Genomic DNA, 25,399 nt, shown 5'->3' with positions numbered 1-25,399 from the left:
AGGTGAGGCGAAAATTCCGAAAGACGGGAGAAGCATGGGATGAGCATCGGAGCGGGCAGCGCCCGGCGTTGGCCGTCAGTCGGCATCGACCGTTCACCCGTTGAGCGTTATGTCCTTGCAGCCCTTCTTTTTTTCCCGGTCCTGTGCGGGGTCGTTCCAATCCTGTTGTACGAGAAGGCGGCATCCCGCGTGGCGTGGCACGATCCTGCCCTCGCCACGGTCAGCGCCATCGGGTTGGCTCTGCTTTGCTGCCTTTTTGCATTCGTGCGCTATCCCGCCGAGGCGCGGGCTGCGCGCATCATCGTCGTCGGACTGTCGATAACGCTGGGCCTCTTCAGCTTCGGGCTTGGAGACGAACTCGGCATTGCCGACGCAGCTCGCGCCGACGCGTTGGGCAATGTACTCGTCTATTCTCGCCTGATCGCGCTTGTGGCGGCGCTTTTTTCGATCCTGCGGCCATCCTTCGCCATTTTCCCGATGGTCTATTTCGCCTTCCACAAGAACGTCACGCGGGCAGTTTCCGATGCTGCGGAACTGGGCCGCAACGACTATGCGCCTTTGATTGAGGTCGGTCTCTTCCTGGCCTGTGGCCTGTTGGCCCTTGGCCTGCTGCAGAGTTTGAGCCGGCTGAAGCTCTTCACCAGGAACCTGCCCAGCGTTGGCGAACTCGGAACCAGGGAGTTCGCGGCCCAGGCTGCCGGCATACTGCTGCTGGCTGGGATCGGCGCCCATTTTGGCAACTACTTCATGTCCGGGATGGCCAAGGTCACGCTTGACGGAGGGCCGTTGAGCTGGATCCTCGAGAACCCGACCAGTTCCATTATGCTGGCCGGGTACGGGTTAGGCGCGGCCCCGCTGGGCTTTTCCGAATCGCTGCTCGCTCATGCTTATGAAGCGGTCAGGGCGGTCCAGATTCCGATGAATGTCGTTATCCTTGCTGCGCAGCTTCTATGCTTTCTCGCTTTTTTGCGCAGGCGGTGGCTCATCGGGCTGACCGCGTTCTTCGATATCATGCATACCGGGATCTTCCTTCTGAGCGGCGCCCTTTTTCTGCACTGGATCATCTTGAACAGTCTGATCGTCGCGGCTCTGACGAGAATGAAGGAAAGTTCGTTTTCCACGACTGCCATCGTAACCGGGATTGTTGTCACCATATTCGGCGACGCGGTCTTTTATAACGCGCGGCTCGGCTGGTACGATTCAAGGCAAATCCGGCAAGCACATTTCGAGGCGCTGACGAAAGAAGGTGACTGGGTGCGGGTCGCACCGAGCTTTTTCCGCGACGCCTCGTATCTGCTCTATGCCCGTCACTTCGGCTATCAGGAATATCGTCGTGAATCCGGCCACGTTCCGACCTCAGCCTGGGGCCAGATCGGGATCAGGAAGGTGCAGCCAAAGTCGTCGGAAATTGCCTCGTCCAACTACAAGATCATGAAGCTTACGAACGAGTGCGCCTATCCAGTCGAACAGCCGATCACGCCGCCTGACTACGATGCGGCCCGCCCGGCGTCGTTTATTCTTGGCCAGCACAATCGCGCCGTGAACCTGGCGAGCTCGGCTGTTGCGGTCGGTTATAACTTCTATCCACACCATCATTATTCCATGCCGTTCCTGCACCGCGCTTTTGAGGCGCTGGAGCCTGGCGACATCGTGGCGTATCGATACCTGGTCGATACCGTCTGCCTCGATGTCGCGGATGGCAAGGTCGTGCGGCGGGTCATGACCCAGACATTGGGCCCCAGGATCGATGTCCGCCAGTGAATCCGGCGAGGGCGCAGCGGACGTTCAGCACGCGAGTTGACTATAAGGCAGCACCAGTTTCCACGCTCGCGAATCCTTGCTCCTGACGCTGGTCCAAGATTGCCACGGAAGTCGAATTTCATTCCCTAGGCAGCCCGTCATAATGAGCCCGGCGGCGGCATTACCAGCATGTCTCGAGGAGGAGATAAAAATGCGGCTCAACAGGCCTTTGGTTTTCACGGATAAGGTTTCATCGGAGCTTTCTACCGCCGCAGGGAGGAAACGGCGTCGACGTCAGATCATCCTGATATGTGCAGCTGCGGCGGCCGGTTCCGCGATTGCAGGTTTTTCGGCACAAGGCGCCGAAAAGGCAGCCTGGATCACCACTTGGGCTGCCACACCTGCTCCGCGCTGGTCGGATGATCTTCCTGCGCCTTTCGGAGTGCCGGAGGTATTGGAGAACCAGACCGTCCGCCAGGTCGCCCGCATCAGCGTTGGCGGCAATAGCGTGCGGGTCGTGCTGTCGAATGCTTTCGGCGAAAAGCCGCTGACCATCGGTGCCGGCAGCGTCGCAATAGCAGGCAAGGGCGGCAACGCCGATCAGGCGACCTTGAAGCCTCTGACGTGGGGCGGCAATAGTTCTGTGGTCGTTCCGCCGGGAGCTCCGATCCTCAGCGACCCCATCGCTCTCTCGGCAGAAGCGCTTTCCGAAATCTCGGTCAGCATTTTCCTGCCGAAGAAGACGGCGTTGTCGTCGGTGCATTGGGATGGCGTGCAAACCGCCTACATCTCCGGCCCGGGCAATTTCACAAACGAGGCTGCATTCAAGGCTGACAGCACACTCAAATCGCGCCTGTTTCTGAGCGACATATGGGTTGACGCCGTGCCGGAATCCGAGGCGATCGTGTTTTTCGGGGATTCCATCACGGATGGGAATTGCTCGACCGCTGACGCCAATAATCGCTGGCCGGACCATATCGCCAAGCGATTGCAGGAGGCCAACCGCAAGGTCGCGGTGGTCAACGAAGCCTTTTCGGGCAATCGCGTGTTGACCGACGGTATGGGTGTCAATGCCTTGGGACGTTTCGATTCTGATGTACTGAGCCATCCCAAAGTCTCGACCGTCGTCCTTATGATGGGCATCAACGATATCGGCTGGCCCGGCGAAAATGCAATCACGCCGGACGACAAGGAACCGACGGCGCAAGACATCATCACCGGATACAAACAACTCATCGATCGCGCGCACGCCCATGGCATACGCATTGTCGGCGCGACGTTGACCCCCTTCGCCGAAACCTTCAAAGGACTTCCCACCGAGGGTTACTACACGCCCGAGAAAGAAAAGATTCGCGTCGCGGTGAACGAATGGATCCGCACCGGCGGCGGCTTCGATGGCGTGGTCGACTTCGACAAGGTGATGGAAGACCCGGCCAAGCCGGGGTATCTGCGCGACGACTACGACTGCGGCGATAACCTCCATCCCAACGACGCGGGATACAAGGCAATGGCAGACGCGGTCGATCTCGACGTCCTGTTGGGTTCAGCCAAGTAGTCGGCTGTCGCTGCTGACCTTGCCGCGCTGCTCAGGCATTGCGGCAAGGTCGGTTCGCGCATGGCTCAAGTGAGCCCGAGCCGGACAAGATGGCGTACGACCGGTGGGAACATCTCCTGGCCGATGTAAGCTCCGGTGTTCGTATTTTCGAAGAGTGGGCCGGCGACGGCCGCATCCTCGATCACCGGAATACCTGCCTGGCGTGCTTGAGCCGTCATCTCGTCAGCCGCTCGGCCCTGGCCCTTGCCGACGACCGTCGGCACCGGCGTTTCACCCCTGACGTAACGCAATGCCACTGAGCGGTCACCGGACACGAAAACGATGACCGCGTTTTTCACGCCCAGCTTCGCCGGTTGCATCACGGCCTCACGCCGCTGTCGCTGCTGTTCATGTCGAATCAGCGGATCGCCTTCGAGGTCCTTGTTTTCGCGCTTGTATTCGGTTGTCGTCATGCGCATGTCGCGCAGGAACAGCCAGCGCTGAATAGGAACATCGATCACGCCGATGACGACAAAGGCCAGGGCGGCGGCAATTCCAAGCGGTGTCAGCACCGCTTTGATAATTGGCTCCAGGCATGACGGAGCGCATCCCGGTGCATCGAAGAGCGGCTGCAGCCACGCGATCAAAAGGAATGCGAACAGGCCGGCCAGCAACACCACCTTGGCCAGGCCTTTGGTGAACTCGACGACGTTGCGCAGCGACAGGATCTTCTGAAGACCCTTCGCCGGGTTTATGTGATCGAATTGCGGCTTGAGCGGCTCAAACGAGAAGACCGGCCCGAACGTTCCCAGCATGCCGAAGACCACGGCGAGAACGACAACGATTCCGACCAGCGGCAAGGTGGCAAGCATCAGCAATGACAACGAATGGCGGATAGCCTGCAGGCTGACTTCAACGAACGAATCGCCGGGGGTGGTCACGGTCTGCACGAGTTCCGAAAGGTGCCCGAACAGCATCGGCCAGGCGAGATAAAGATAGCCAAGCGCTGCGAAAAGCGTGAAGCCGGAGGCGAGGTCGCGGCTCTGCGAAACCTGGCCTTTGCGGCGAGCGTCGCGAAGCTTCTTGTCGGACGCCGGTAGTTTCTTTTCCTCAGCTTCTTCGGCCATGTTGCAATCTTATCGCACTGTTGTGGTTCCAGTCGGCCAGGGCCGTGTGTAAGGTGCGGCGGGCTTGAATACGGAGAGGTGGATATGCGGCTGCACGTCGTGTTCTTGCCCGTCGTCGCCATGCTGGCGGTGACCGGTTGTCAGACGACCAAAACCGACACCGAGCAGGCAAAGGCACAGGGCCCGTCGTCGCAATCGGAGCGTCTGATCAAGCTTGCGGACGATATCCATGCGCAGGGAGACAGTGGCACCGCAATCGCGCTCTACCAGCGCGCGGCAGCGATGCCGGATGCCAAGCCGAGCGCCTTCGTCAAGGCGGGCGAGGCCTATATGCGAGCGGGCTATCCCGCCGAGGCGGCTAGAGCCTATCAGGCCGCGCTGGCAAAAGCGCCCAATGACGGAGGGGCAATGCTCGGGCTTGGCTCGGCGATGATGGAAACGGGCGATATCGATGCCGGCATGCGCGCGCTCGCGCAGGCCGCGCCGCTGGTCAACACCAGCAGCGCCTATATCAGGCTGGGCGTGGCGCAGACATTCGCCGGCCAGACGGCGGAGGCGCAGACCACTTTTGCTCAGGCGTTGAAACTTGCGCCGGGGGATCTCGACGTCGAGAGCAACATGGCGTTGGCCGCGGCGCTCGAAGGCAATTCCGCCACAGCACTCCCGCTGGTCCAGAAGATCTCCGCCGCACCCAATGCGCAGTTGCATCACAAGCGCAACGTCGTGGTGGTCTACGGACTTCTTGGCCAGGCCGATCAGGTCAGGGCCTCGCCGCCGATCGGCCTGGCGACCAAGGAGGTGAATACCTTGCTTGCGCGTGCCAGAACCATCCGGTCGAAGGGCAGCACACAGGCAAGGGCGAAAGCGCTCGGCTCTATCCTCGGCTAGAGCAATTCCAGGAAAAGTGTGAAACGATTTTCCCGGGAAAAGCGCATAGCGCTTTCCCTTGGGATTTGCGCAAAAACAAGGAGATAGAGCGGTTCGGCGTTTCCGTGAAACGATGAACCGCTCTAGCGCATCGGTCCGGAAAGCGCAAAGCCAAGTCGGGTCGAGCCCGACGCGCAAACAACCGGACAAACTAATGCATGTCGCGCAAACGCGATGCGCTTTTGCAAGGCCGCATCGGCTCACTCGACTGGCAGCGTTGTTTGCGGCGTCGGCGGCCCGCTGTTGGCTCCACCGATCGGCGCCTCTTCGCCATTGAGGTAGCGCCGCGCGGCATTTGCCGTCGGCGCGGCCGCCGCCGCCCCCATGCGCCGGCCCTCGACGAGGTCCCGCTGGCTTTCGGCCATGCGTTGAAGATTGTAGGCGTTGGCGCAGCCGGGCGGCAGGTGGGAGCCGACGCCGGTGACGATCGTCAGATTGGTCGCAGCGGCAGAACGGTCGTCATCGGCCGGTTCGTTCAGACATGCATTGGGAGCAAGGATGGAGCCGCCGACGCCCTTCTGCGAGCCGCCGGTGTCGGTCGAAACATAGCTGTAGCCGGGAGAATATTCCTGCGGCTGTTGCCGGTTGTTCGCGCAGCCGACCAGAAGCAGCACTGGAAGAACAGAGCACAATGCGATGCGAAATGTCATGTCCGGTTCCCCGCTATTTGATGATCAGGCCCATCGCCGATGCGTCATTGGCGCGCTTCCTGTGGCGCTTGGCTGCCGGACGGTCGAGCGGCGTGGCGAGGCTGTCGCGCACCGGCTCGACCAGGTAAGGCGTGATCAGGATCACCAGTTCCGTCTCTTCGCGCTGGAAGCGCTGTGACTGAAAAAGCGGGCCAAGCACCGGCACATCGCCGAGAACCGGAAACTTTTCCAGATTACGCGAGGTCCGCTGCTGGAAAAGACCGGCGATCGCAAAGGTCTGGCCGCTCGCCACTTCGACCGTGGTGTCAGCCCTGCGCACGACGAAACTCGGCATGGCAAAGCCATTGGCGCTGACTGAGCCTGCTTCCGACAAGGAACTGACTTCCGGCTGAACATGGAGCGCAATGCGATCGCGGCCGATCAGCGTAGGGGTGAACCCGAGGGAAACGCCGAACGACTTGTATTGAACGGTAACGACGTCCGTTCCTTGCGGAATCGGAACCGGGATTTCGCCGCCGGCAAGAAAGCTCGCGGTCTGGCCGGTCATCGCTGTCAGGTTCGGTTCGGCCAGTATCTTGACGACGCCGTTGCGTTGCAGCGCTTCGATGAGAATGTCGAAGTTGATGCCCTGCGCCTGGTCCATGCTCAAACCAAGATTGCCGGTCCCGGAGGGCACGCCATTGTCCTGGAACATGTTGAATTCAAAACCGCCGCTCCTGTATCCGACAGACCAGTCGACGCCGTAGGACTGCAACTCGGTGCGCGAGACTTCGGCGAAACGGACCCGGATGTTGACCTGCTGCGACCCCTGCACGGTCATGTTGTTCAGCGGAGGCTGTTCCGGCGGCGAGAACGTGCGGGCGATATTGTCGACATCCGTTGCCTCCTCGACGCCTTGTGCCTCGCCGGTCGCAACAATGCGGGTCCCGAAAATCGAGAGATTTGTCGCCGAGTTCGGCTGCATTGCGTCTTTCGCTTCGTTGGCAGGCGTGACGTCGGGGGTGACGCGGAACTGGGCCGTTGCCTCGACCCGCTCATCGGCCGTGATTGCAATGAGGTTGGTCAGGCCGGGTTTTAGGCCGAAGACATAGACCATCCCCGGCGACACGACCTGAAGGTCCGCGATCGTGGTGTCGGCGATCAGGACGGATTCGACGGGTTCATTGAAGCGCAGCAGGCGTCCTTGCCCGACCGGCAGGTCGACCGTTGGCCGGCTCGGCAATGGCGACACATCCTGTGCCGTAGCGTCGGTATATGTGAACAAAAACGCCAGCAAGACGGCAACCGTCGCGATAGCGAGCCAGCGCATCCGCCCGGCGAAAGTGGCGGATCGAACGCCTGCAGGGGTATCGTGAATTGTCATGCCGTTCCCCTCTTGAGCATGTAGTCCCCCCAATTGTCCCAATCCGCCCGGCTGGCATCATGAGGCTGCCTCTTGTCCGGCTTTCGCCTCAGCCGACGGCAGCGATCGAGAGACGTTGCCTGCCACGCCCGAGCGGCCGGATATCGTGGCCAATGGCTGGACGTTGAATTCCTGTGCGATTTCCTGGAAGGACAGGACCGGAAGCTCGATGGCATTGTGCGTGAGCAGGCTTCGCATATGACGGCGCACATCCATCGCCGCGAGGACGACCGGTGAGACATCGGTGGCGTTCTGCGACAAGGCTCGTTCGATTTCGGCGATCAATGCCTGTGCATCGTCATCCGAAAGGTTCAGGAACGTGCCGGTCGATGTGCTTTGCACCGCGTTTCGCAGGATATCCTTGGCCGAGCGCTGCAGAACATAGGCTGCGATGATGTTGTTACGGCCAGCGAAGCGGAAGCTGATCTGGCGTTTCAAGGACGTGCGGATATATTCCGTAAGCAGAACGACGTCCTGTTCGCGTTGACCCCATTCGATCAGCGCTTCGAGGATCAGGCGCAGGTTGCGGATCGGCACGTTTTCGCCGACAAGTCGCCGAAGCACCTCGGCGATTTTCTGCAGCGGCACGATCTCCTGCGCCTGTCTGACCAGATCCGCATAGTCCGGCTCCATGTCCGACAGCAGCCTGCGGGTCTCCTGGATCCCGACGAAATGGCCGGCATAGAGCCGAAGTGCATTTCCGGTCCATCTGGCCGCTGTTTGCGCCGGCGTGGAGAAGACGAATCCGGCTTCCTTCAACGCCGAAAGGTGGCGATCGTCGGCCCACATGAATTTGCGCTGGCCGGCAATCGGAGAACCCTTTTCGTAAGTCACATCGAGCAGATCGAGATGCGTTGGGTCCGCTTCGACAAGAACGCGGCCGGCGGGGATTTCGGCATCCAGGATGGGTGCGCCCTCCAGATCGATGCGCATGCTTCTCGCTGAAAGCTTCTCGTCGACCTGCAGGCCGATAGCCGGAACGTCGACACCGAGATCGCCGAAAAGCTCGCGGCGCACGCCATCAGCAAGCGTGGCGAATTCGGGTTCCGGGACCGAGCGTCCGAGTTCGGTTCCGAAACGTACGACGATGCGGGATGAAGAAGGCAGTGCTGCGACGGGCGTTGAAGAAAGCGATGCCGGTTTTCCAGCTTGTTCGGCCATGGCGGTCTGGCCGAGGTCGTTGAATTCGGCTTCCCCCGCGGTGCGGCGATTGATGGCATAGGCGCCCGCGCCGAAGCAGGCACCAAGGATCAGGAACACAATGGACGGAAAGCCTGGCACTACGGCAAGGCCGACCATGATCACCGCGGCGAGTGCGAGCGCACGTGGGTCGCGTAGTAGCTGGCTGGTAATTTGCTTGCCAAGGTCGCTCGTGCCGTCCGAACCGCCGACGCGCGTCACCATCGTGCCGGCGGCCACAGCGACGAGCAGTGCCGGTATCTGCGCGATCAACCCGTCACCCACCGTGAGCAGTGAATAGGTCACGGCGGCGTCGCCCAGCGACATATCGTGCTGCAGCGTCCCGATCGCGAAACCACCGATCAGGTTGACCAGAATGATGACGATGCCGGCGATGACGTCGCCTTTGACGAATTTCATGGCGCCATCCATTGCGCCGAACAGCTGGCTCTCACGCTCAAGCTGCTGGCGCAGCCTGCGTGCCTCCGCCTGATCGATGTCTCCGTTGCGCAACTCCGCATCGATGCTCATCTGCTTGCCGGGCAGCGCATCGAGCGTGAAGCGCGCGGCAACTTCGGCAACGCGTTCCGCACCCCGCGCAACCACGATGAACTGCGCAACGGTGATGATCAGGAAGATGACGAGGCCCACGGCAATACTGCCGCCGACGACGAAACTACCGAAGGCCGAAACGATCTCGCCTGCGTCGGCCTGGAGCAGGATCAGTCGCGTGGTCGTGATCGTGATCGCCAGCCGGAACAAGGTGGCGATGAGGATGACCGATGGCAGCGACGAGAACTGGAGCGGATGAGAAACGTAAAACGAAGCCAGCAGGATGAGCACGCTGACGGCGATATTGGCGGTGATGAGAATGTCGACGAGGAAGGTCGGCAATGGAATGAGCATCATCACCACTGCAACGAGCATCAGGATGGCGATGACCAGATCGCTGCGGCGTGACAGCTTGGCAAGGAAGTGCAGAAGGCGCTCCGATACCGTCATTCGGCGGCTCGATGCGACAGGAAGCTCCGCAAGGCATTGTGCGCCTCGGCCTTGCGGCCGGCCACAAGCAACGCGCGGCTCTTCAGCAACGCCAGCGTCGGGTGGTCCATCCCCTCCAACGTCTCCAGCCTGGCAATGGTGGCAAGCGCCTTGTCCGCTTCGCCATCGAGTATGAGCAGATGCGCCAGCGTGCGCAGAACGCCGGCATTTCCCGGTGACAGCTGCGCCGCGATGAGCAGGTATGCCGCGCCCCGCTTTGCCTGCCCGTGACACCCGTAGAGATAGCCCAGGACATGCAGCAGATGCACTGTGTCATGCGGATCAGTCAGGTTTCGATTCCTTCCTGTATCCGGGCAAGCAGATCGCGATGACGCTCGATTTCATCCTCCATCAGCGTTCTGGCGAGCGTCTTGAGTGGCTCGCCACCCTCAAGGCCGGGAACCAGATGCGTTACAAAATGCTGGAGGATGGCTACCGAGCGACGCAGGATGGCTGGCTCGGGAATACCAGGCATGACGAAGTTGATGAGCGCCTCGTCGAGCGATTCGCTGTTCGTGCCCCGAGAGGACTGGAATTCCGCGGTTCCTGGCTTTTCCATGCCAGCGGCCGATGTCGCTCCCTGGGCCCGGCTTGCGGCCTTGTCGACGCCATTCATCCGCCGACGGTTGATTGCCTGACCGCGCACGCCTTCCGCCTGCCGCACGTCGCGGCCGGTTAAGTCCATCCTTGCCGTATCGAAACGCGGGCCTTCAAGCCGGCGGTTCACGGATATTTCAGCGCGACCGTGGCGCCGCCCTTCGTCAGGAGAAGTTCCGTCTCGCCAATGCGCTTGATGGTCCAGCCGTCATTGGTGAATGCGCCTTCATGATAGCGTGCGCCGTCGGTGGCGATGACATAGGGCCGCTCGCCATACCAGATCGCCTGCAGCCTCAGGTGCGGAGCCTGCTCGGCGTTGCCGATCATGATATTGGAGGCGAGGGCGATGTGCGCGCCGAACGTCTGGTCGAACCAGGATTGCGTTTCGGTCCAGGCAGCATTCTTGTCATTGGCGATCATGCCCGAAACCACGAGCCGTCCAGGTGATTGCTGAACGGTCAATGTGCTGATGCCGGATTGCTCGAGGCGCAGCTTGAGCTGGCGTTCCGCGTCGGCGGCGCTGGGCACTTGTGTCGGCGATGAATCGTCCAGAACACTCTGTCCGGCCTCGCCGGCGAAGGCCACTGTGATCGGTTTTTCGACTTGAGCGGACGGCTTTTTGCCAATGTCCGGCTCGGCGAAGGAGAACCCATTGGCGGCGACGGAAACAGCGAAGACAGCAAAGAGAACGCTGCCTGCAACCAGCAGGGGCCGATTGGAAACAGACCAGCGATTCGGCGGGCGTTCCGGGTTGACCAGCCGGATATGGGCATCGCCGAGGCTTATCGACAGCGGCAGCTTGCAGCGGCTGCCTTGGCCTTCGCGGATGATCTCGCCGGTGGCGAGCGTGACATCGCCGCCGACGGCTTCGATTTCAATCTGGCTGCCCTTGCGCCGCAATCTTGCGTGGACCGGCGCGATGCCGGCGTCTCTGAGGACTATTTCGGACTCCGTGCTGGAGCCGACCGTATACAGAGGCTCGACCAGACTAAGTTGGGCGCCCGCGTGAAATCCCTGCGTTACGCTGAGCGCAACGGAATGTCGCGATGCCGGGGTGCGGCCGATAGCCCAATCTTTGCCGTTAGCCCAATCTTTGCCGTTAGAATGAGCGGTCATGCCACTTCATCTCCCGCTGATGACAATTCAGACGCAGCCTGGCAACGGCATCGAAACGTTCGTGCCGTGGACGTGCGCCGCCGGGTGCTTGCGGCGGCGCATGGTTCGAGAATCCCGCCTTAGGCCTTTTCGGCCGACTGGCCGAGCGTCCTCGCGGTGCTCATCAGCATGTCATGTTGGGACTTCGCGATCTCTTTTGTGATCTCGAGGCTAAACATGCGCTCCTGATGCTTGATCATCTTGTCCAGGTTCTGTTCCGGCGACCCGGCAGCGCCGGACGTAATGGGAGGGGTAGCCATCATTGTCTCCTTGAGGGACCATTCAAGTTACAAACTCCGGAATCACGTCGACGCGATCCGGCAGGTTGCGAAAGCAGCTTAAGGCAGCGTGATCGAAAATGAAAGTCCACTTGGAATATATGAACCAGTTCGGTTCCAACTGTTGCATTGCCACCATTGGAGGAGTAACCTGCCATCGGGGGCAATGGGGTATGGCAGAATGGAACAAGGTCCTTTGGCGGAGCTGTTGGTCGAACGGTTCGAGAATATGCCGCCGCAGCTGCGGGTCGCCGCGCGTTTCGTGCTGGACCATCCTAAGGATGTCGCACTGATGTCGATGCGCGAGCAGGCGCATCAGGCCGGCGTTTCGCACAGCACGATGATGCGGTTGGCGCGATGGCTTGGCCTTGAAGGCTATGAGGATATGCGCAGCCTTTATGCGCGCGCGCTGCGTGAGACAGGCGCCGGTGAGCCGGCGCGACGGGGTGCCGACCAGGGTGGCGTTCCCGGATATTCGACTGCAGGGGTTGTCGCCGACACGCTCGCGGCGCAGGTTTCAAGTCTGGGTGAGTACGGCAATGCCTCGCAATTCATCGCCGCCGCAGACCTCCTTGCACGATCACGCAATCTGTTTGGTCTCGGCGCGCGCTCCGGTTATCCGGTCGCCAGCCACTTCGTTCACATCATGTCGTTTCTGGCTGGCGGCGACCGCAAGGTGACGCTTGTCGGCGAGATGGGCGGACATGGTCTGGATGCCTTGCAGGGCGCGGGACGCGGCGACGTGCTCCTTGCTGTGGGCATGTCGCCTTATGAACGAACGACGATCGACGTGGCGCGCCAGTCGGCCAGGCAGGGTGTCGGCGTGGTGGCAATCACCGACAGCAGCGTGTCGCCGCTGGCCCGGATCGCGCGGGAGACCATCATCGTTACGGCAAATTCGCAGTCGTTCTTTCGCAGCATGGCGCCGGCGTTCGCCGCCGTCGAGATTCTGGCGGCACTGACGGCTGTGCAGTCTGAAGTGAATGCTGCCGAACGAGTAAGACAGTCGGAAGAGCAACTCGCTGCTTTCGGCATTTATTGGAAGCCGCCCCGGTAAGCTTCTGGGGCTTCCACTGTCGGGCGCGGGGGCGTTGACGGCAGGCAGACTGCCTGAACCAGGACTGGACCGGCTCCGGAGGTTGTTTGATGATCCGCCCGATTAACACCGTCAAGCCGCCGCCGCCGCCCAGGGTCGATCCAAAGGCCAATGCCGAGCAGATTACGCGGCTGCAGGCGGAAGCCACGAAATTGCAAAATGAAATCCGGCTCGCCAACAAGATGGGCGAGGCCGACGCGGCCGCGGGCGCCCGCCAGCGGCTGACGCAGGTCAATGCGGATCTGACGACGGCGCAGCCGACTGCCCCGTCGCCACAGTCGACCGCCCCGGCGCAGCCAGGACCGGAGCTGCCTGCCGCGGTCACCACGGCAAACGGCAATGGCGGCGCCACCGCCGCGCCGGCGCTTTTCACGCAGGATCTCGGCGGCGCGCCAAACCTCGTTGTTTCGCCGGAAGTCAAGGCGCCGGAAGTCAAAGCGCTGGAAGTCAAGGCGCCGAAAGTCGAGGCGCCGAACGCCAAGCCGAACGACATCCTCAAGGCGATCGAGGGCGGCAAAAGCATCGACAACATCGCCGCCGAGCAGCACATGGCTCCCGAGGATGTGGTGGCGGCTCTGAATGCCGGCGGCATGACGGCGGTAGCGACCGAGCACGCCAACGGCGATACCCGCACGGTGGTGATCACCGTTGGAGACCGCACGATCACCGAAAACCAGGATTATCATCACGGCGGCTACTACACCGAAGAGACCGGCCCCGACATGCAGGCGACTTCATCGCCGATCCGTGACGATCTCGGCCGCAAGGAAACCACCAGTGTCGACGCGCAGACCGGCGCGATCACGACGACGCTCGTGGACGATCTCGGCGACGGCGCGGTCACCGAACGCACGTCGAACCCGCAGACCGGCATCACCACCACCACCCACACGGCTGCCGACGGCACCGTCACGGTGGAGAAGGCCCTGCCGAACGGCGCAAAGGTTGAGACGGTAGCGCCCAACAACAGCGTCGCCTTGCCGGTAACCACGGTCACGGGGCCGGATGGCGACCAAGTAATCCTGGCGCAGACCCAGACCGCCGACGGCTCGGGCGCGGCGTCGATCCAGGAGCAGCTTGCCGAGGGCATGAGCATCGAGGAGATCGCCGAGGCGAGCGATCTCACGCCCGAGCAGGTGATCGCCGAGCTGAACGCCGCCGGCCTCGAGGTGACGCAGGGCGGCGACCCGGGCGAAACCCTGCAGATCGTCGTCACGGATCCGGAGACCGGCAAGACGGTCACCTACAACAACGACTACCAACACGGTTCGACTTCGGTGACGACCATCGAGGGGAATACCGAGACGACCGATACGGTCGACGGCAATGGCAGGACCAGCCACACCGAGCGCAACACCGAGACCGGCGAGCAGACCACCACCATCGTCGACCCTAAGAACAACACCGAAACGACGATCGTCGTCGACAAGGACGGCCGGCGCACCGAGACCATTGTCGAGACGCTGGGGGATGGCGAGCCGATCGATTACGAGGTCCAACCCGGTGACAATCTGAGCGACATCGCCGAGGCGCATGGTGTGACGCTGGAGGATCTCGCCGAGAGCAATCCGGAGCTGTTCACCTCTCCGCGCGATCCCGACCTTATTCATCCCGGGGAAACCGTGGTGATCGAGGGCGGTACCAACACCACCGTCGAGGTGACGTTCAACGGCTATACAATGACCACGTCGCCGGACGGCAAAATCACGCTGACCAACGCAACGACCGGCGCCGTCACGGATATCGCGGCCGGCACCGCGCAGGAAGCGTTGGCCGAGCTGTTGCTGCAGATCAACCCGAACAGTAGTGACCCGCAACAGGCCAAGGAAGACCAGATACTCAAGACGATGCTGGACGGCATATTCGGCGGAGCGACGCCAGAGCTGACCACGGAGGCGCTTGAAAAGCAGCAGGCCGTGGTCGCTGCAATGGAATTGTATGGTCCGGGACAAGACGCAACCGGCGCGACTCTCGACGGTGGCCCCACGTCGGTTGGTCCCTACGGCAACCCACCGTCACCCACGGCTCCTTCGGGCGGGAAGTGGGTGCCATTGCTGGTCGACGGGAGCTGGAAATGGTTCGACCCGGAGGTGGCCAAGGCGATCGCAGCCGAGAACGTGGCGATTGCGAACTTCGGTGAGGCAGAAGCAAAGGCTGCGCAGAGCGCGGCACAGCTCGACGTCTATGCGCTGGACCCTGAATTCAAGAACGCCATGGAGGGTGCCGAGTCAACGCTCGACAAGGCGTTGGCGCCTTATGGACTGGATTGGAAGCCGCCCGAGCCGAAGGGCACACTGGCAGATGCGCAAAGCCGGTTGATCCTCGCCAACAACGCGCTTGAAAGCGCCAGCACCGCCCGGGCCGAATACGAGCAGGGCCAGACGTCACTTCTCGAAGCGATCGACAAACAGGTAGACCTGCCGACGCTCAGCGATCCCAACCAGACGGCTGTCAGCAGCCCGGGTGGCCCCAGTGCCGAGGAAACCAACCAACAAGGAAAGGCCGCGCACGCGGAGGTCGCCGAGCTCTTTACAACCGTTTCGCTACACACCGCCAACGGCAACAAGGCCACGATCGATCAAATGATCAGCTCGACCGAGCTGGAGCTGAAGCTTACCGATGCCAAGCCTGGAAGCCCAGAATACACGGCCATCGAAGAGCGGCTTGAAGGTCTGCAAACGCTCCGGGGGGCCGCGGCCAATCAGGTGACCCTGGCCGAGGCATATCAGGAGTATGGGGTTGCACAGGCAGAGGCGGCGGATCTTGCCGTGACCATGGAGCCTCTCAAGCAGCAACTGCTTGCGCAGGCGCAGGAAAGAAACCCGCACCATTTCGATTGGGAAGGCTATACCAATGGACATGGTGACTTTACCGGCAAGATAAAATCGCAGGACATCATTGAGGAGAACGGTCAGCTCTATGTCGTTACCGAATATGAGAACGCCACTTTCACCGACGAGAACGGTGATGACACCAACATACATAAATCTGCCCTGACATATGACCTCAACGACCAAGGTATCAGGGAAGATTTCCGCAACGATCCGCTCAACAAGCAGTGGCAGGAGATGCTGGCCTCGACGCAGGACCTATCGGCGCCGGTATGCACAGCCAATGCAAACGGATCGCAATCGGCGCTGGACGCTGCCAGGTCGAAGATTGTCGGCGTGCAGGTCGACCAGCTTGATGCCGGGCTGAGAGATGCGAAGACGGCGCTCGCCGATGCGACGACGGCACGCGACCAGGCGATCACCGACTACGGGCCGGGAACCGTAGAGGCGCCCGCCGGCACGCTCAAGCCGGGCGAGACGGCGGTGAAGATCACGGTGAACGGCCGCGACCTGTGGGTCGCGCCGGAGGTTGCCGCGGCCTATGAAGAGCAGGGGCCGGGCGCGATCGGCGACAGCGGCAAGTGGGTCCAGATCGAGATGGACGGCCACAAGCTGTGGGTGCACCCCGAACTTGCGGCCGCGGAAATCGATCGAGGCCAAGCGGAGACCGAAAAGAACCAATTGGAGGACTGGGAAGAAAACGTGCGGCCGGCGATGGTGGCGGGGCGCGACTGGTACGCTTTTTCCGCAAGCCACCCCAAACTTCTCGAATACGGTTCCGCCGATCATGAGGCGAAAGCCAAGTACGAGTATTTTGAAGAACACAAGGACCAGGCGCTGGCTGGATATCAGGTCCAGTTGGAGAACCTCTACGAGGCCGGCTTCACCGGCGAATACGAGACATATACGCCGGACCAACTCAGCACTGCCGTTGGTCAGACCCTCGGGCCCGAGGCAGACGTCCAAAAGGTCACCGAAGAAATCACCGACCGCGGCGGCGACGACGCCGAGGTCAAGATCGTGCCGATCTTCTCCCTCGACGGCGAGAAGGAATCGGCGACGGCTTTGTTCGCGATCAAGAGCGGCGGCGACGAAATCGGCTATGTCGACAGCTTGGGCAAATATTACAGCACCTTCGATGAATTCCAGCATGAGAATCGCATCTTCAGCGAGAAGGGCAATCTGGTCATGGCCAAGGGCGGCGACATGTCGCTCGGCGAGGATGGTTTTTCGCTCGACGAACTGGAAGTGGCCGACGCACGCAAAGTGGATTTCTGGGACAAAGCTACCGACATTGGTCTTGGCATCGTCGCCGGTGTCTCCACCATCGTCTCGTTCGTGCCGGGCGGCCAATGGGCGATTCCCATCGCGATCGGCTCCGGTTCAATCCTTGGCGGCAAGGCTCTGATCAAAGAGGGTGATCACCTCCTGCAGGGCGGCGACTTCGACAGCCAGTCGGGTTGGAATATCGCCACCGGCGTAACTGCGTTCCTGCCCGTGGGCGCGGGTGCCCTGCGCACATTCGGCTTGGCAAAGACAAGCCTGTCCAGATCCCAGGCTTTCGCGGGCGGCTTCGGGATGACCCGCATGAAGGATGCCAGCTGGGGCATCGGCAGATTCCAGGTGAACGTAGAGGAGGCCTCTTATGCTGGTAAGGTTTCGGAGTTCATGCAAAGCGGCAACAGGCTGACCAACGCTGCGTGGGGCTTCGATGCCGGCGCCGTGGTTACCGGTGTTCCGTTGCTCGGCAAATCGGTGGAAGATCTGGCGGCGCATGGCGGCGAGATGTCCCTGCTCGAGCTCGCGAACGCAGTCGTGGGCATAGGCGTCGGCACTGTCGGCACGGGGCTGGGCGGCCGTTCGCTGTTGTCCAACATGCCTGGAACGGGCGGTACTCGGAGCGGAACTTTTCCGGATTCGGGGCCGCAACCGCGGGCCGTCTACGAGATGGGCGCTGACGGTGTCTACAGGCCGACCGGCGAGCAGGTCATGCCGGACCCGGATGAGATCATCATCGACGGCGATGTGGCCGGCGAAACATCCGGCCAGCAGGGAGCTGGTTTCAGCGCCCGGGACGGGTTTGACAACACGGGAGGGGCTAACGGTCCAACCGGTCCACGGGCGCTGCCGGCCGGCGAGTCCGACGGTCCGAACCCGCCGCCGCCCACGGGCGGCAAAGGTGATCCATCAGGCGACGGACAATCGTCGAGGCCGATGGTTGTGCATGAGCAAGGCACCGACGGCGTCTATCGCCCGACCGACAAGCTGGTCTTCCACGATCCCAGTCACCCCGTTATCGAGGGGACGGTTATCAACGTCCACGATGAAGGGCCGAGCGCCCCGGGTGAGCGCGGCGATCCCGAGAATGCCAGCGACCGAGACGCCCAGGGAGCGCGTGAGCAGAATGTGCGCGTCCCCGCCGACGGCGATCCGATTGTGGTTCCGCCGGTCCGCGGCGATGGAACGACGCGCCCGGCCGAGAGCGGCTTGCGGCTCGTCTGGGACCCGGCGACCAAGACGTTCACCGGCATGCCAAGCCCCAATCCCGCGGAATACGTCTACACCAGCGGCAAGGATCCGCAGCAGACGGGCTACCTCGACGGCGCACGCCCTTCCGACCCGGCCGTGCTGGCCACCCCGGACGAGGTCCTGCTCCAGTCCGAAACGGAAACACGCGGGGCGGAAGGCAGCCGCCCGTTGATGCGCTACACTCTCGGTAACCGCCATACCGGCGAGATGCTGGTCGATTTCAACCTGCCGGAAGGGCAGAGGATTGTCGCCATACCCGAACCCAAGGCGATCACGGCGGCGCCGGAGCCGGTGCCGGCTCCTGTCGAGCTCGACCCTTCCTTGCCGGTTCTTTATCTCGGCGCCGATGGCCGCTGGACAGCCGATAAGGCCCGCACCGAGCCATCGCCCGTGACGGACACCGAGCACCCCAGCCCGGTTCGGCCCGACGGCACGCCGATCATCAACAATCGCTCGTCAAACCCGTACAGCTTCGGCCAGACGTTCACTGCAGTGAAAACCGGCCTGCGGCGCATCGGCACGCGTTACCTGAATACCGAGCCTCGCTATGATTATCCGAAGCTCGGCGAACTGGTCGACAGCATCTATCACCGGCCGGTTCCGCAGGACGGCGTCACCGCCGGACAGGACATCTATGTCGAGGCCGGCGGCGAATACCTGCCGGCCAAGGTCGTCGTCGCCGGCCCGCAGGCGAGCATGACCCGCGACATCGTCCCCGACATCGTCCCATTGGGCGAGCATGCGACGGATGCCGGCTACCTGGGTTCCGGCCCGACCGTCGAACGCGCCAAGCGCGGGTCGATAACCACGCCGAACGGCCAGCTCAGGGTCAACACCCCGGCACGGGAAGTCCATGCGTTCGATCCTGCCAAGAATCCGGAAGTCAGCCGTCGCTCGGCGCTCGGCGAAACCATGGCCACGACCTTGCCGGCGCTTCCCGACGATGCGGCAACGCCCGCGCCGATATGGACGCCCGAGCAGCTGCAACTCGTCGGCGACTACCTCAATTCTCTCGAACGCTCCAGCGATCCTGTCGTCCGCGATGCGGTCACCATGACCAGAGTGCAACTCGGGGGCAGGGCCTTGCCTCAGTCCGGCACGGACATGACGCCGGCTCAGCATCATGCGCTTGGCGAAATGCTCAACGCCGACCGCAACAGCCCGTTCACCGGCTCCAAGCCGGCCGGCCAGCTTTCGATGAACGGCCTGACGACCCTCCAGGTGTTCAGCGCACAGGGCAAGTTGCCGCATCTGTCGCCGGGAGAAGTGATCGACCAACTCGGCCTGTCGTCCGACGCCAGGCTGCCGCGCGGCGAGCAGTTCCTTACCGCAGGGGCGCTGCCAGGAAAAGCCGGCTGGACCGATGCCAGCCGTGGCATCGTCGGCGATTACCTCAAGGCTGCATCAGGCTCCACCGATCCGAACCTTGCCGCCGCGGCAAATGACGCCTCGCCGTTTTTCAAGGGGCGCGCCACCAAGCCCGGCAAGGCCGTGACTGCCGCGCAGCAGGATGCGCTCATGCAGGTCCTGGCGGCCGACAGTGGCAGCACGTGGGTTTTCGGTCCGAAGCTTCAGCCGGGCTCTTCGTTCAAACCCGCCGGCAAGCTTTCGCCGGAAGGCCGCTACAATGAGGAGGTCCTGTCCGGCCACGACACCTGGACGCCGTATCTTTGGCGAGAGATGCGCGGTTACGCCGCCAACCAGCAGAAATCTGCGGACCCCGCGGTCCAGTCGCTCGCGCACGCGCTGGAGAACGCGCTGCCCGCAAGCAAGCCCAGGGCCGGGACCGAGATCAACAGCGAGGTGCCCGTCCTGCTGGAGCGGTTGCTGGATGCCGACAAGGCGAGTTCGTGGCGCGCCCCGACATTCTTCACCGATGCACAAGGGGTCTGGCGGTCCGACCGCGCCACTGTCTCCTGGTTCCTGCAGGAACACGAAGCCAATGTCCTGGGCGGCCCCGTGCTGAACGACGTGGTGACCAACGGCGCCTTGCTGGCTGCCGGGTGGATCCTCGGCCCCGACGGCCGCACGATCACGCTCGGCGGATCGATGCTCGGCATCGGCCTCAAAGTGCCGCTGCCCAGCCGTCAGGTCTATGGCGAACTCAGCCTGAAGAACAACGGCCCCGACGGCGGCACCGGCTTCCTGCTCCCGGTCCATCCCAACGATGCGAAGGGCCAGAAACTCTTCGTCAATGGATACCGGCCGAATTTCGCTTATGATGAGGCGGCGGCTCCCTCCGCCCAGTGGGTCGCATCGGCGCCGATGCTGTCGAAGAACACGTTCCAGAACGAAAAAGCCGCTGGCGTTTCACTATCCATCTTTGGCTTCTCTCTGAGCGGGGCCTACGTCAATCGCACGCTGCGCTATCTCGGGGGCGAAGGCGGCCGGCCGGGATATACGCACAGGGAGCCTGGCCCGCTCAGTCAACGGGCAGCCTCTTTCTGGGAGGAGGCGGCGAGAGGTGGCGCCAGCCACTATAGCTCCGAAGGCAAGGTGCCGGGTTTCGAGGATCGTCTCCTCTACCGCAACTACAACGTCATGGCGCCCTTCGGAGGCGGCAAGGAACCCTGGCGCGGCACCCCCGCCTTCGAGGGCGTTCCGCGCGAGACGGGCGCCGGGCCGCTCAACCGCCTGGACCGCAAGGACCACGGCGCCGGTCTCGCCCTGAACTATGGGCCATTGCCGCTAACGACGGTGGAACTCGGCTCGGTGAGGAAGGATGTTGTCCCGCATGCCCGTACCGCCCGCGCCCATCCCGGATCCTCCGAAGGCGCGCAAAAGGTTTTCTCCGCGCTGGAGACTTCGGGGGGGCAACTGACGCCGGACGTTCTGCAGCATCTCGACGCCTATCTCGCAGAGGTTGCGGCATCGCCGCACGGCGATTTAAAGTTCGCTGGTCAGCGCGTGTTGGATGTGTTCCCGGAACTGGGCGTGGCGCCATATCCGGACCAACTCGCCGGCGGACGGCCAGACGGCATAAGCCGGCCAGCATGGAAAGCGTTGCGGCAACAGCTGGACCAGCAGGCCCGCAGCGAGCTGACGCCCACGCAGGCGCATTACCTCAACCGGCTGCTCGAACAGGACGTGCTGCACAATTCGCCGCCGACCCCGCCGGCACTGGGCTCGGGACGGCCGGATGGAACCCCGCCGCCACTGGGCCTAGGGCCGTCGGATGACACCCCTCCGGCACTGAGCCCGGGGTCGTCGGAAAAAACGGTTCGGATCGTGGACGAGAATGGCGAAACGGCCACCGTGAGGTATCTCGGGACGCCGCCCAAGAGCGCGGAGAACGTATACGTGCCGCCTGCGGATGGTCCGCAACTCCGCGGCGACGACCCGACCTTGGCTCACAAGTCGCATATTCTGCATCGCGATCCGGAAACCGGGGAGCCGGTGGTGCTGCCCTGGATACGTGGGGCTTCCGATGACCATGTGCCGGGGAGCCTTCCCGAGGAAGGCAATCTGCCCGTCGACGGCGCCGGCGACCCCGCAAGACCCTTGCGCGGCAATGTCGGCCCCTATGTTTTCCGCGCCGATACACGCGCGCCGAGCGAGATCAGGGACGCCGGCGGCTTCTCGCCGCCGCCGCCGACCGGAATCTGGGTGGACAATCCGCAAGGCATCGTCCTGAGCAACTATGTGCTGGGCAATACCCATGGCCGTTTCGTTGGCACCAGCCAGTCGATCTCGGGCGCCAAGACTTTCGTTTCGGAAGAGTCACGGGCCGCGCGGCAGCAGGGCCATACCTATCTCTACACGCTCAATCCGAGTAGACCGCGCCTCCACGTCCCGACCGAGTTCGAGGCGATGGGCCGGCCGGTCAGCGACAGTATGGCCCGCGTCGACGAGACTGCAATCGACGGCAGCATACCATGGAACGAGGTCCATGGCTGGCGGATGATGGATCCGGACGGCAATTTCGTCGGTGAGTTCACGCGCAATGAGGATGCCGTCGCGCCTAGCGGATCGACACAAAAACGCCCGCAGGTGATCTTGCGGCCGGCCGACGAGTTCTGGGATGCGCCAGAACAGGCCGAAGCGCCGCCGCCGCCAGTGGCCGCGGTGGTCGGCCACGAAGCCCCGGCCGTGGCCGGCGAAACGCCGCCGACAGAGAATAGTGCTGCCGAAACGCCGACAGCCGCGACATGGCCGCCGGCGCCTGACCGGGGCAGGGCGGTTTTTGACCCCGTCAGCGGAAACATCATCAGCCTTGAGCTTCCGGCGAGTTTCGCCGCGGAGCCGGGATTTGCCGAACCTGTGCGGGCACCGACCGGGCCGGAGGTCAGAGCGCTTGCAGCCGATAAGATTGCCGGGCTGACCGGTCCGCAATTGCACGCCATCAAGCCGGAGAACATCGCCAAGCTGGCGCCTGAGCAGGTTGCTGCGCTGAGCCCCGAGCAGATCCGGCAGTTGACGTTCGATCAGCTTGCCGCGCTTCCGCCGAAGCAGTTGCGGGCGCTGGGTGCCGAACAGCTTCAGGCGATCAGGCCAAGCAAATTGCAGGCTGTTGCCTCTGGCCGGATCACCGGCTTGCGGCCGGATCAGGTCGCGGCCTTCTCGCAAGAGCAACTCGCCGGATTGACCATCGAGCAGGTGCGCAAGCTGACGCCCGACCAGATCGCCAAGCTCAGTGACGAGCAGCGCAACGCCCTTACGCCGGAACAGGTCACCGCCATGCGGCCTGCCCAATTCAGCCATCTCAATGCCACCCAGGTTGCGGCGCTGGACCCGGGCCTCGTCGCGGCACGCAATCCTGCGACAATGGCAAAGCTGTCTTCACGCCACGTCTCGGCGCTGACGCGGGAGCAGCTTGACGCTCTGACCATTCATCAGATCGAGGCGCTGACGAAACAGCAGATAGCGGCGCTGACACCGAAGCAGCTTGGAGAGTTGAGCCCCGGCCAGTTGCGCAAGTTCACGCCCAGGCAGTTTGCCTGGATGTCGACCGAGCAAACAAACGCGCTTTCGGTGCTGCAGATGACCACTTATCGGGCGACCCACAAGAAGATCATGACGCCGGATCAAACTGACGCCGTTGATCAGGCGCTGAGCCATGCCCGCTTCAAGGAGAACGCGCAACTGGTCGCGACCTTCGGTCCGATGGCCGGCTCCTCCTATGCGGTATGGCAGATCCTGCCACCGCATTGGGCCGCGACAGCTGCGGGTATTGCGTTCGGCGTGCGCGGCGTCGTCTTCAGCGCGCAGTCGGCTTTTCCGACCGCCACGGCAAACCACAAGCCGCTGGGGCGTATCCTCAATGCCGCGAGCGGCGCGTCGTTCATCTTCTCGTCTCCGGGCTCGGCCGCCGGGCTGCTGCGCGGCGACAATGTCTGGTTGAACGGCTCCTTCTCACTGGGCAATGTGGTCTACGGCACGAAATCCGCGCTGCAGTCGATCGCCGGACGGCCGGTGATGCGGAATGTGGCCGAGCATCTGGCCGGTCCCGGTTATGTCTTTGGTTCCCTTCTCTACACGGCACAGAACCTGCACTCGCCGCTGGCCGCGACGGCGGGCGCCTTGTTCACCGTCGGCAGCGCCGAGTTCTGGGTGTCGGCCGCGCGCACCGATCTGCTCAACCGCCGGGCCGTGCCGAGGACGCCAGAGCAGATCGACGCCCGGGCAAAGTCCGACGCGCGCTGGGGGATCGCCGATCGCATCGCGCTTGGCGTGACCTTCGGCGTCGGCATGCTGCTGTTTGCCTGGGATACGCTGGACGACCAGCCATGGAACACCGGCAAGACGCCGCCGACCGACCCGACCGCGCCGGGCGACGCACCTTCCGGCGTCGATGGCGCGCTACCGGACGAACAGACCGCGCCGGGTAACGATCCTTCCGGTGTCGAGGGCGCGCCGCCGGACGAACAGACCGAGCAGCCTGATCCCGGGACGCAAACCCCGCCGCAGGACTTCCCGCAACTCGCCGTGCTGGCCGATGACGGCCTGAACTTGCGGACCCAGCCTGACGGGGATTCGACCGTGGTGACGGTTCTGCAACCCGGGAGCTTCGTCGAGCAGACCGCCGCGCCTTCGGCAGACGAGTCAGGGGAGGCCTGGATACCGGTCGAAGGTTTCGGGCCGGACGGCGAAATGCATAGTGGCTGGGTTTCCGGCGATCATGTCGAGGCGCATGCCGACGGGAGCAGCAACCCTGCGGGCCGCACCAATCCAACGCTGGAGCAAGACGGCTACCAGTGGGTCGAGGTCAAGAACGGCGACAGCATTCGCCTGATCGCCAGGACCCATTCCGCGGATGTGGCCGAGACGGTGGTGCTCAACATGGACCATATAATGAGCCCGGATGTGATCTTCTCAGGCGACCGGATCTACCTGCCGGCCACCTTGGTCGGCTGAGAAACCGCGGGCCTGAGCTTGTCGGTTCTCGCAGCATAGGCATGCGCAACGCAGCCGGCCAGCTTTGCCGCCCGCTCCGCTATCGGATTGGAGGGTTCGGAAGAGTAGGAGGCGGTGAACTGCAGGTCGGACGGGTGCCATTCGCATTCGACGATGCGCAGTTTTCCGCTTGCGAGATAGTCCTGGACGACGCCCTCGGGCAGCGAGGCTATGCCGATCCCGTTGAGTGTCATCGTGATGGAAGCGGCCAGCGAATTGGCCGGAAAGATGCGCGGCGTCTCTTCGAATTCGCCGGTGAGCTTGCGGTAGAGTTCGCTGTAGGGTCGCGTGGTGCGGGCGTAGCTGATGATCGGAAACTGCATCAGGTCGTTCAGCGTCACCTTGCGCCGGTTGGGCAATTCCAATTGCGGCGAGCAGACCCAGACAAGCGGAAAGGACGGCATCTCGATATTCTCGATGCTGTACTCCAGGACAGGGCCCATCAGCACCGCAAGATCGAGCCGGTGTGACATGAGTTCGTTGCGGAGGGTCGTCGTCGCATCGACGACGATGTCGGTGTCGACAAGCGGAAAGTTTGCTTTCAGCGCCGTGAGGAAATCCGGCAGCCAAGTGTGCACGATCGTTTCGGCAACGCCAAGCCGTAGCACCCTCGTCGTCTCTGAAGTCTCTGAAAGCGAGCTGGCCATCAGCTGCAGCCGCTCCGCGACGTGCAGAACCCGTTGGGCAGGCGGCAGCAGCCGTTGTCCCTCGGCGGTCAGCCTGACCGTGCTGCTCTGCCGCTCGAACAGCTTGGCGCCAAGCGCTTCCTCCAGCCCGGCAATTCGGGTGGACACCGCCGGCTGTGTGGTGTTGAGGCGTTCAGCCGCCCTGCGAAAGCTTCCGAAGGTCGCCACCAGGAGAAAGGTTTCGAGCTGCTTGATGTTGAAAGGTATCACGACTGGGAATCACTCATTTGCGGC

The 25,399-nt window shown here is 62.8% G+C and carries 15 protein-coding genes; 5 read left to right on the top strand and 10 right to left on the bottom strand.

Going from position 1 to position 25,399, the window contains the following annotated elements; genetic code table 11:
- Nucleotides 1-93 precede the first annotated feature (93 nt).
- The gene (locus AC0L15_RS02675) at nucleotides 94-498 is read right to left on the bottom strand and encodes a hypothetical protein (RefSeq protein ID WP_287244598.1); all 405 of its coding nucleotides are present in this window, start codon (nucleotides 496-498) and stop codon (nucleotides 94-96) included.
- Between AC0L15_RS02675 and AC0L15_RS02670 the strand changes: the two genes are divergently transcribed.
- On the top strand, nucleotides 478-1,761 hold the full coding sequence (locus AC0L15_RS02670) for a hypothetical protein (protein ID WP_473495873.1): 1,284 nt from the start codon (nucleotides 478-480) through the stop codon (nucleotides 1,759-1,761). The two genes, AC0L15_RS02675 and AC0L15_RS02670, sit on opposite strands and share 21 nt — an antisense overlap.
- Nucleotides 1,762-1,951: 190 nt before the next feature.
- Nucleotides 1,952-3,295 carry an SGNH/GDSL hydrolase family protein gene (locus tag AC0L15_RS02665; RefSeq protein ID WP_287244593.1) on the top strand — a complete coding sequence of 448 codons (1,344 nt, stop codon included), beginning with the start codon at nucleotides 1,952-1,954 and terminating at the stop codon, nucleotides 3,293-3,295.
- Between the two features lie 65 nt (nucleotides 3,296-3,360).
- Here AC0L15_RS02665 and AC0L15_RS02660 read toward each other — a convergent pair whose 3' ends face one another.
- Complete coding sequence (locus AC0L15_RS02660) at nucleotides 3,361-4,401, bottom strand: EscU/YscU/HrcU family type III secretion system export apparatus switch protein (protein ID WP_287244591.1); 1,041 nt, start codon at nucleotides 4,399-4,401, stop codon at nucleotides 3,361-3,363.
- Between the two features lie 84 nt (nucleotides 4,402-4,485).
- Between AC0L15_RS02660 and AC0L15_RS02655 the strand changes: the two genes are divergently transcribed.
- Nucleotides 4,486-5,289: a tetratricopeptide repeat protein gene (locus tag AC0L15_RS02655; protein ID WP_091590139.1), complete on the top strand. Its 804-nt coding sequence runs from the start codon at nucleotides 4,486-4,488 to the stop codon at nucleotides 5,287-5,289.
- Between the two features lie 239 nt (nucleotides 5,290-5,528).
- On the opposite strand, the gene AC0L15_RS02650 is transcribed toward AC0L15_RS02655, so the two are convergent.
- From AC0L15_RS02650 to AC0L15_RS02620, 7 genes are all read right to left on the bottom strand, one after another.
- Nucleotides 5,529-5,978 (bottom strand): hypothetical protein, encoded by a 450-nt coding sequence (locus tag AC0L15_RS02650; protein ID WP_128180173.1) that lies wholly within the window; start codon nucleotides 5,976-5,978, stop codon nucleotides 5,529-5,531.
- A 13-nt stretch (nucleotides 5,979-5,991) separates the two neighbouring features.
- Nucleotides 5,992-7,341: a type II and III secretion system protein family protein gene (locus tag AC0L15_RS02645; RefSeq protein WP_287244588.1), complete on the bottom strand. Its 1,350-nt coding sequence runs from the start codon at nucleotides 7,339-7,341 to the stop codon at nucleotides 5,992-5,994.
- A 57-nt stretch (nucleotides 7,342-7,398) separates the two neighbouring features.
- On the bottom strand, nucleotides 7,399-9,561 hold the full coding sequence (gene sctV / locus AC0L15_RS02640; RefSeq protein WP_287244586.1) for a type III secretion system export apparatus subunit SctV: 2,163 nt from the start codon (nucleotides 9,559-9,561) through the stop codon (nucleotides 7,399-7,401).
- Entirely contained in the window at nucleotides 9,558-9,869 is a 312-nt protein-coding gene (locus AC0L15_RS02635) for a tetratricopeptide repeat protein (RefSeq protein ID WP_023799520.1), read from the bottom strand. Before AC0L15_RS02635 ends, sctV begins: the two co-directional genes overlap by 4 nt.
- Before the next feature lie 17 nt (nucleotides 9,870-9,886).
- Nucleotides 9,887-10,327 carry a hypothetical protein gene (locus AC0L15_RS02630; protein ID WP_287244584.1) on the bottom strand — a complete coding sequence of 147 codons (441 nt, stop codon included), beginning with the start codon at nucleotides 10,325-10,327 and terminating at the stop codon, nucleotides 9,887-9,889.
- Nucleotides 10,324-11,313: a SctD/MshK family protein gene (locus tag AC0L15_RS02625; RefSeq protein ID WP_287244580.1), complete on the bottom strand. Its 990-nt coding sequence runs from the start codon at nucleotides 11,311-11,313 to the stop codon at nucleotides 10,324-10,326. Before AC0L15_RS02625 ends, AC0L15_RS02630 begins: the two co-directional genes overlap by 4 nt.
- A gap of 119 nt (nucleotides 11,314-11,432) precedes the next feature.
- Entirely contained in the window at nucleotides 11,433-11,612 is a 180-nt protein-coding gene (locus AC0L15_RS02620; RefSeq protein ID WP_023799517.1) for a hypothetical protein, read from the bottom strand.
- A gap of 214 nt (nucleotides 11,613-11,826) precedes the next feature.
- Between AC0L15_RS02620 and AC0L15_RS02615 the strand changes: the two genes are divergently transcribed.
- Nucleotides 11,827-12,687 carry a MurR/RpiR family transcriptional regulator gene (locus AC0L15_RS02615; RefSeq protein WP_128167793.1) on the top strand — a complete coding sequence of 287 codons (861 nt, stop codon included), beginning with the start codon at nucleotides 11,827-11,829 and terminating at the stop codon, nucleotides 12,685-12,687.
- An 89-nt stretch (nucleotides 12,688-12,776) separates the two neighbouring features.
- Nucleotides 12,777-24,440, top strand: a complete 11,664-nt coding sequence (locus AC0L15_RS02610; RefSeq protein WP_473495872.1) for a LysM peptidoglycan-binding domain-containing protein — start codon at nucleotides 12,777-12,779, stop codon at nucleotides 24,438-24,440.
- Here the strand turns inward: AC0L15_RS02610 and AC0L15_RS02605 are convergent.
- The gene (locus tag AC0L15_RS02605; protein ID WP_287066462.1) at nucleotides 24,413-25,375 is read right to left on the bottom strand and encodes a LysR family transcriptional regulator; all 963 of its coding nucleotides are present in this window, start codon (nucleotides 25,373-25,375) and stop codon (nucleotides 24,413-24,415) included. The genes AC0L15_RS02610 and AC0L15_RS02605 overlap by 28 nt on opposite strands.
- Nucleotides 25,376-25,399: the final 24 nt, after the last annotated feature.

Source organism: Mesorhizobium sp. WSM4846 (assembly GCF_055811415.1).
Note: the sequence above shows the minus strand (reverse complement) of the source record. Positions and strands in the feature narration are given on the sequence as shown.

Bases quoted from the DNA above. Each gene is read 5' to 3' on its own strand.
- AC0L15_RS02670 (WP_473495873.1), top strand. From the start codon at position 478: ATGGTCTATTTCGCCTTCCACAAGAACGTCACGCGGGCAGTTTCCGAT.
- AC0L15_RS02665 (WP_287244593.1), top strand. From the start codon at position 1,952: ATGCGGCTCAACAGGCCTTTGGTTTTCACGGATAAGGTTTCATCGGAG.
- AC0L15_RS02660 (WP_287244591.1), bottom strand. From the start codon at position 4,401: ATGGCCGAAGAAGCTGAGGAAAAGAAACTACCGGCGTCCGACAAGAAG.
- AC0L15_RS02655 (WP_091590139.1), top strand. From the start codon at position 4,486: ATGCGGCTGCACGTCGTGTTCTTGCCCGTCGTCGCCATGCTGGCGGTG.
- AC0L15_RS02650 (WP_128180173.1), bottom strand. From the start codon at position 5,978: ATGACATTTCGCATCGCATTGTGCTCTGTTCTTCCAGTGCTGCTTCTG.
- AC0L15_RS02645 (WP_287244588.1), bottom strand. From the start codon at position 7,341: ATGACAATTCACGATACCCCTGCAGGCGTTCGATCCGCCACTTTCGCC.
- sctV (WP_287244586.1), bottom strand. From the start codon at position 9,561: ATGACGGTATCGGAGCGCCTTCTGCACTTCCTTGCCAAGCTGTCACGC.
- AC0L15_RS02625 (WP_287244580.1), bottom strand. From the start codon at position 11,313: ATGACCGCTCATTCTAACGGCAAAGATTGGGCTAACGGCAAAGATTGG.
- AC0L15_RS02620 (WP_023799517.1), bottom strand. From the start codon at position 11,612: ATGGCTACCCCTCCCATTACGTCCGGCGCTGCCGGGTCGCCGGAACAG.
- AC0L15_RS02610 (WP_473495872.1), top strand. From the start codon at position 12,777: ATGATCCGCCCGATTAACACCGTCAAGCCGCCGCCGCCGCCCAGGGTC.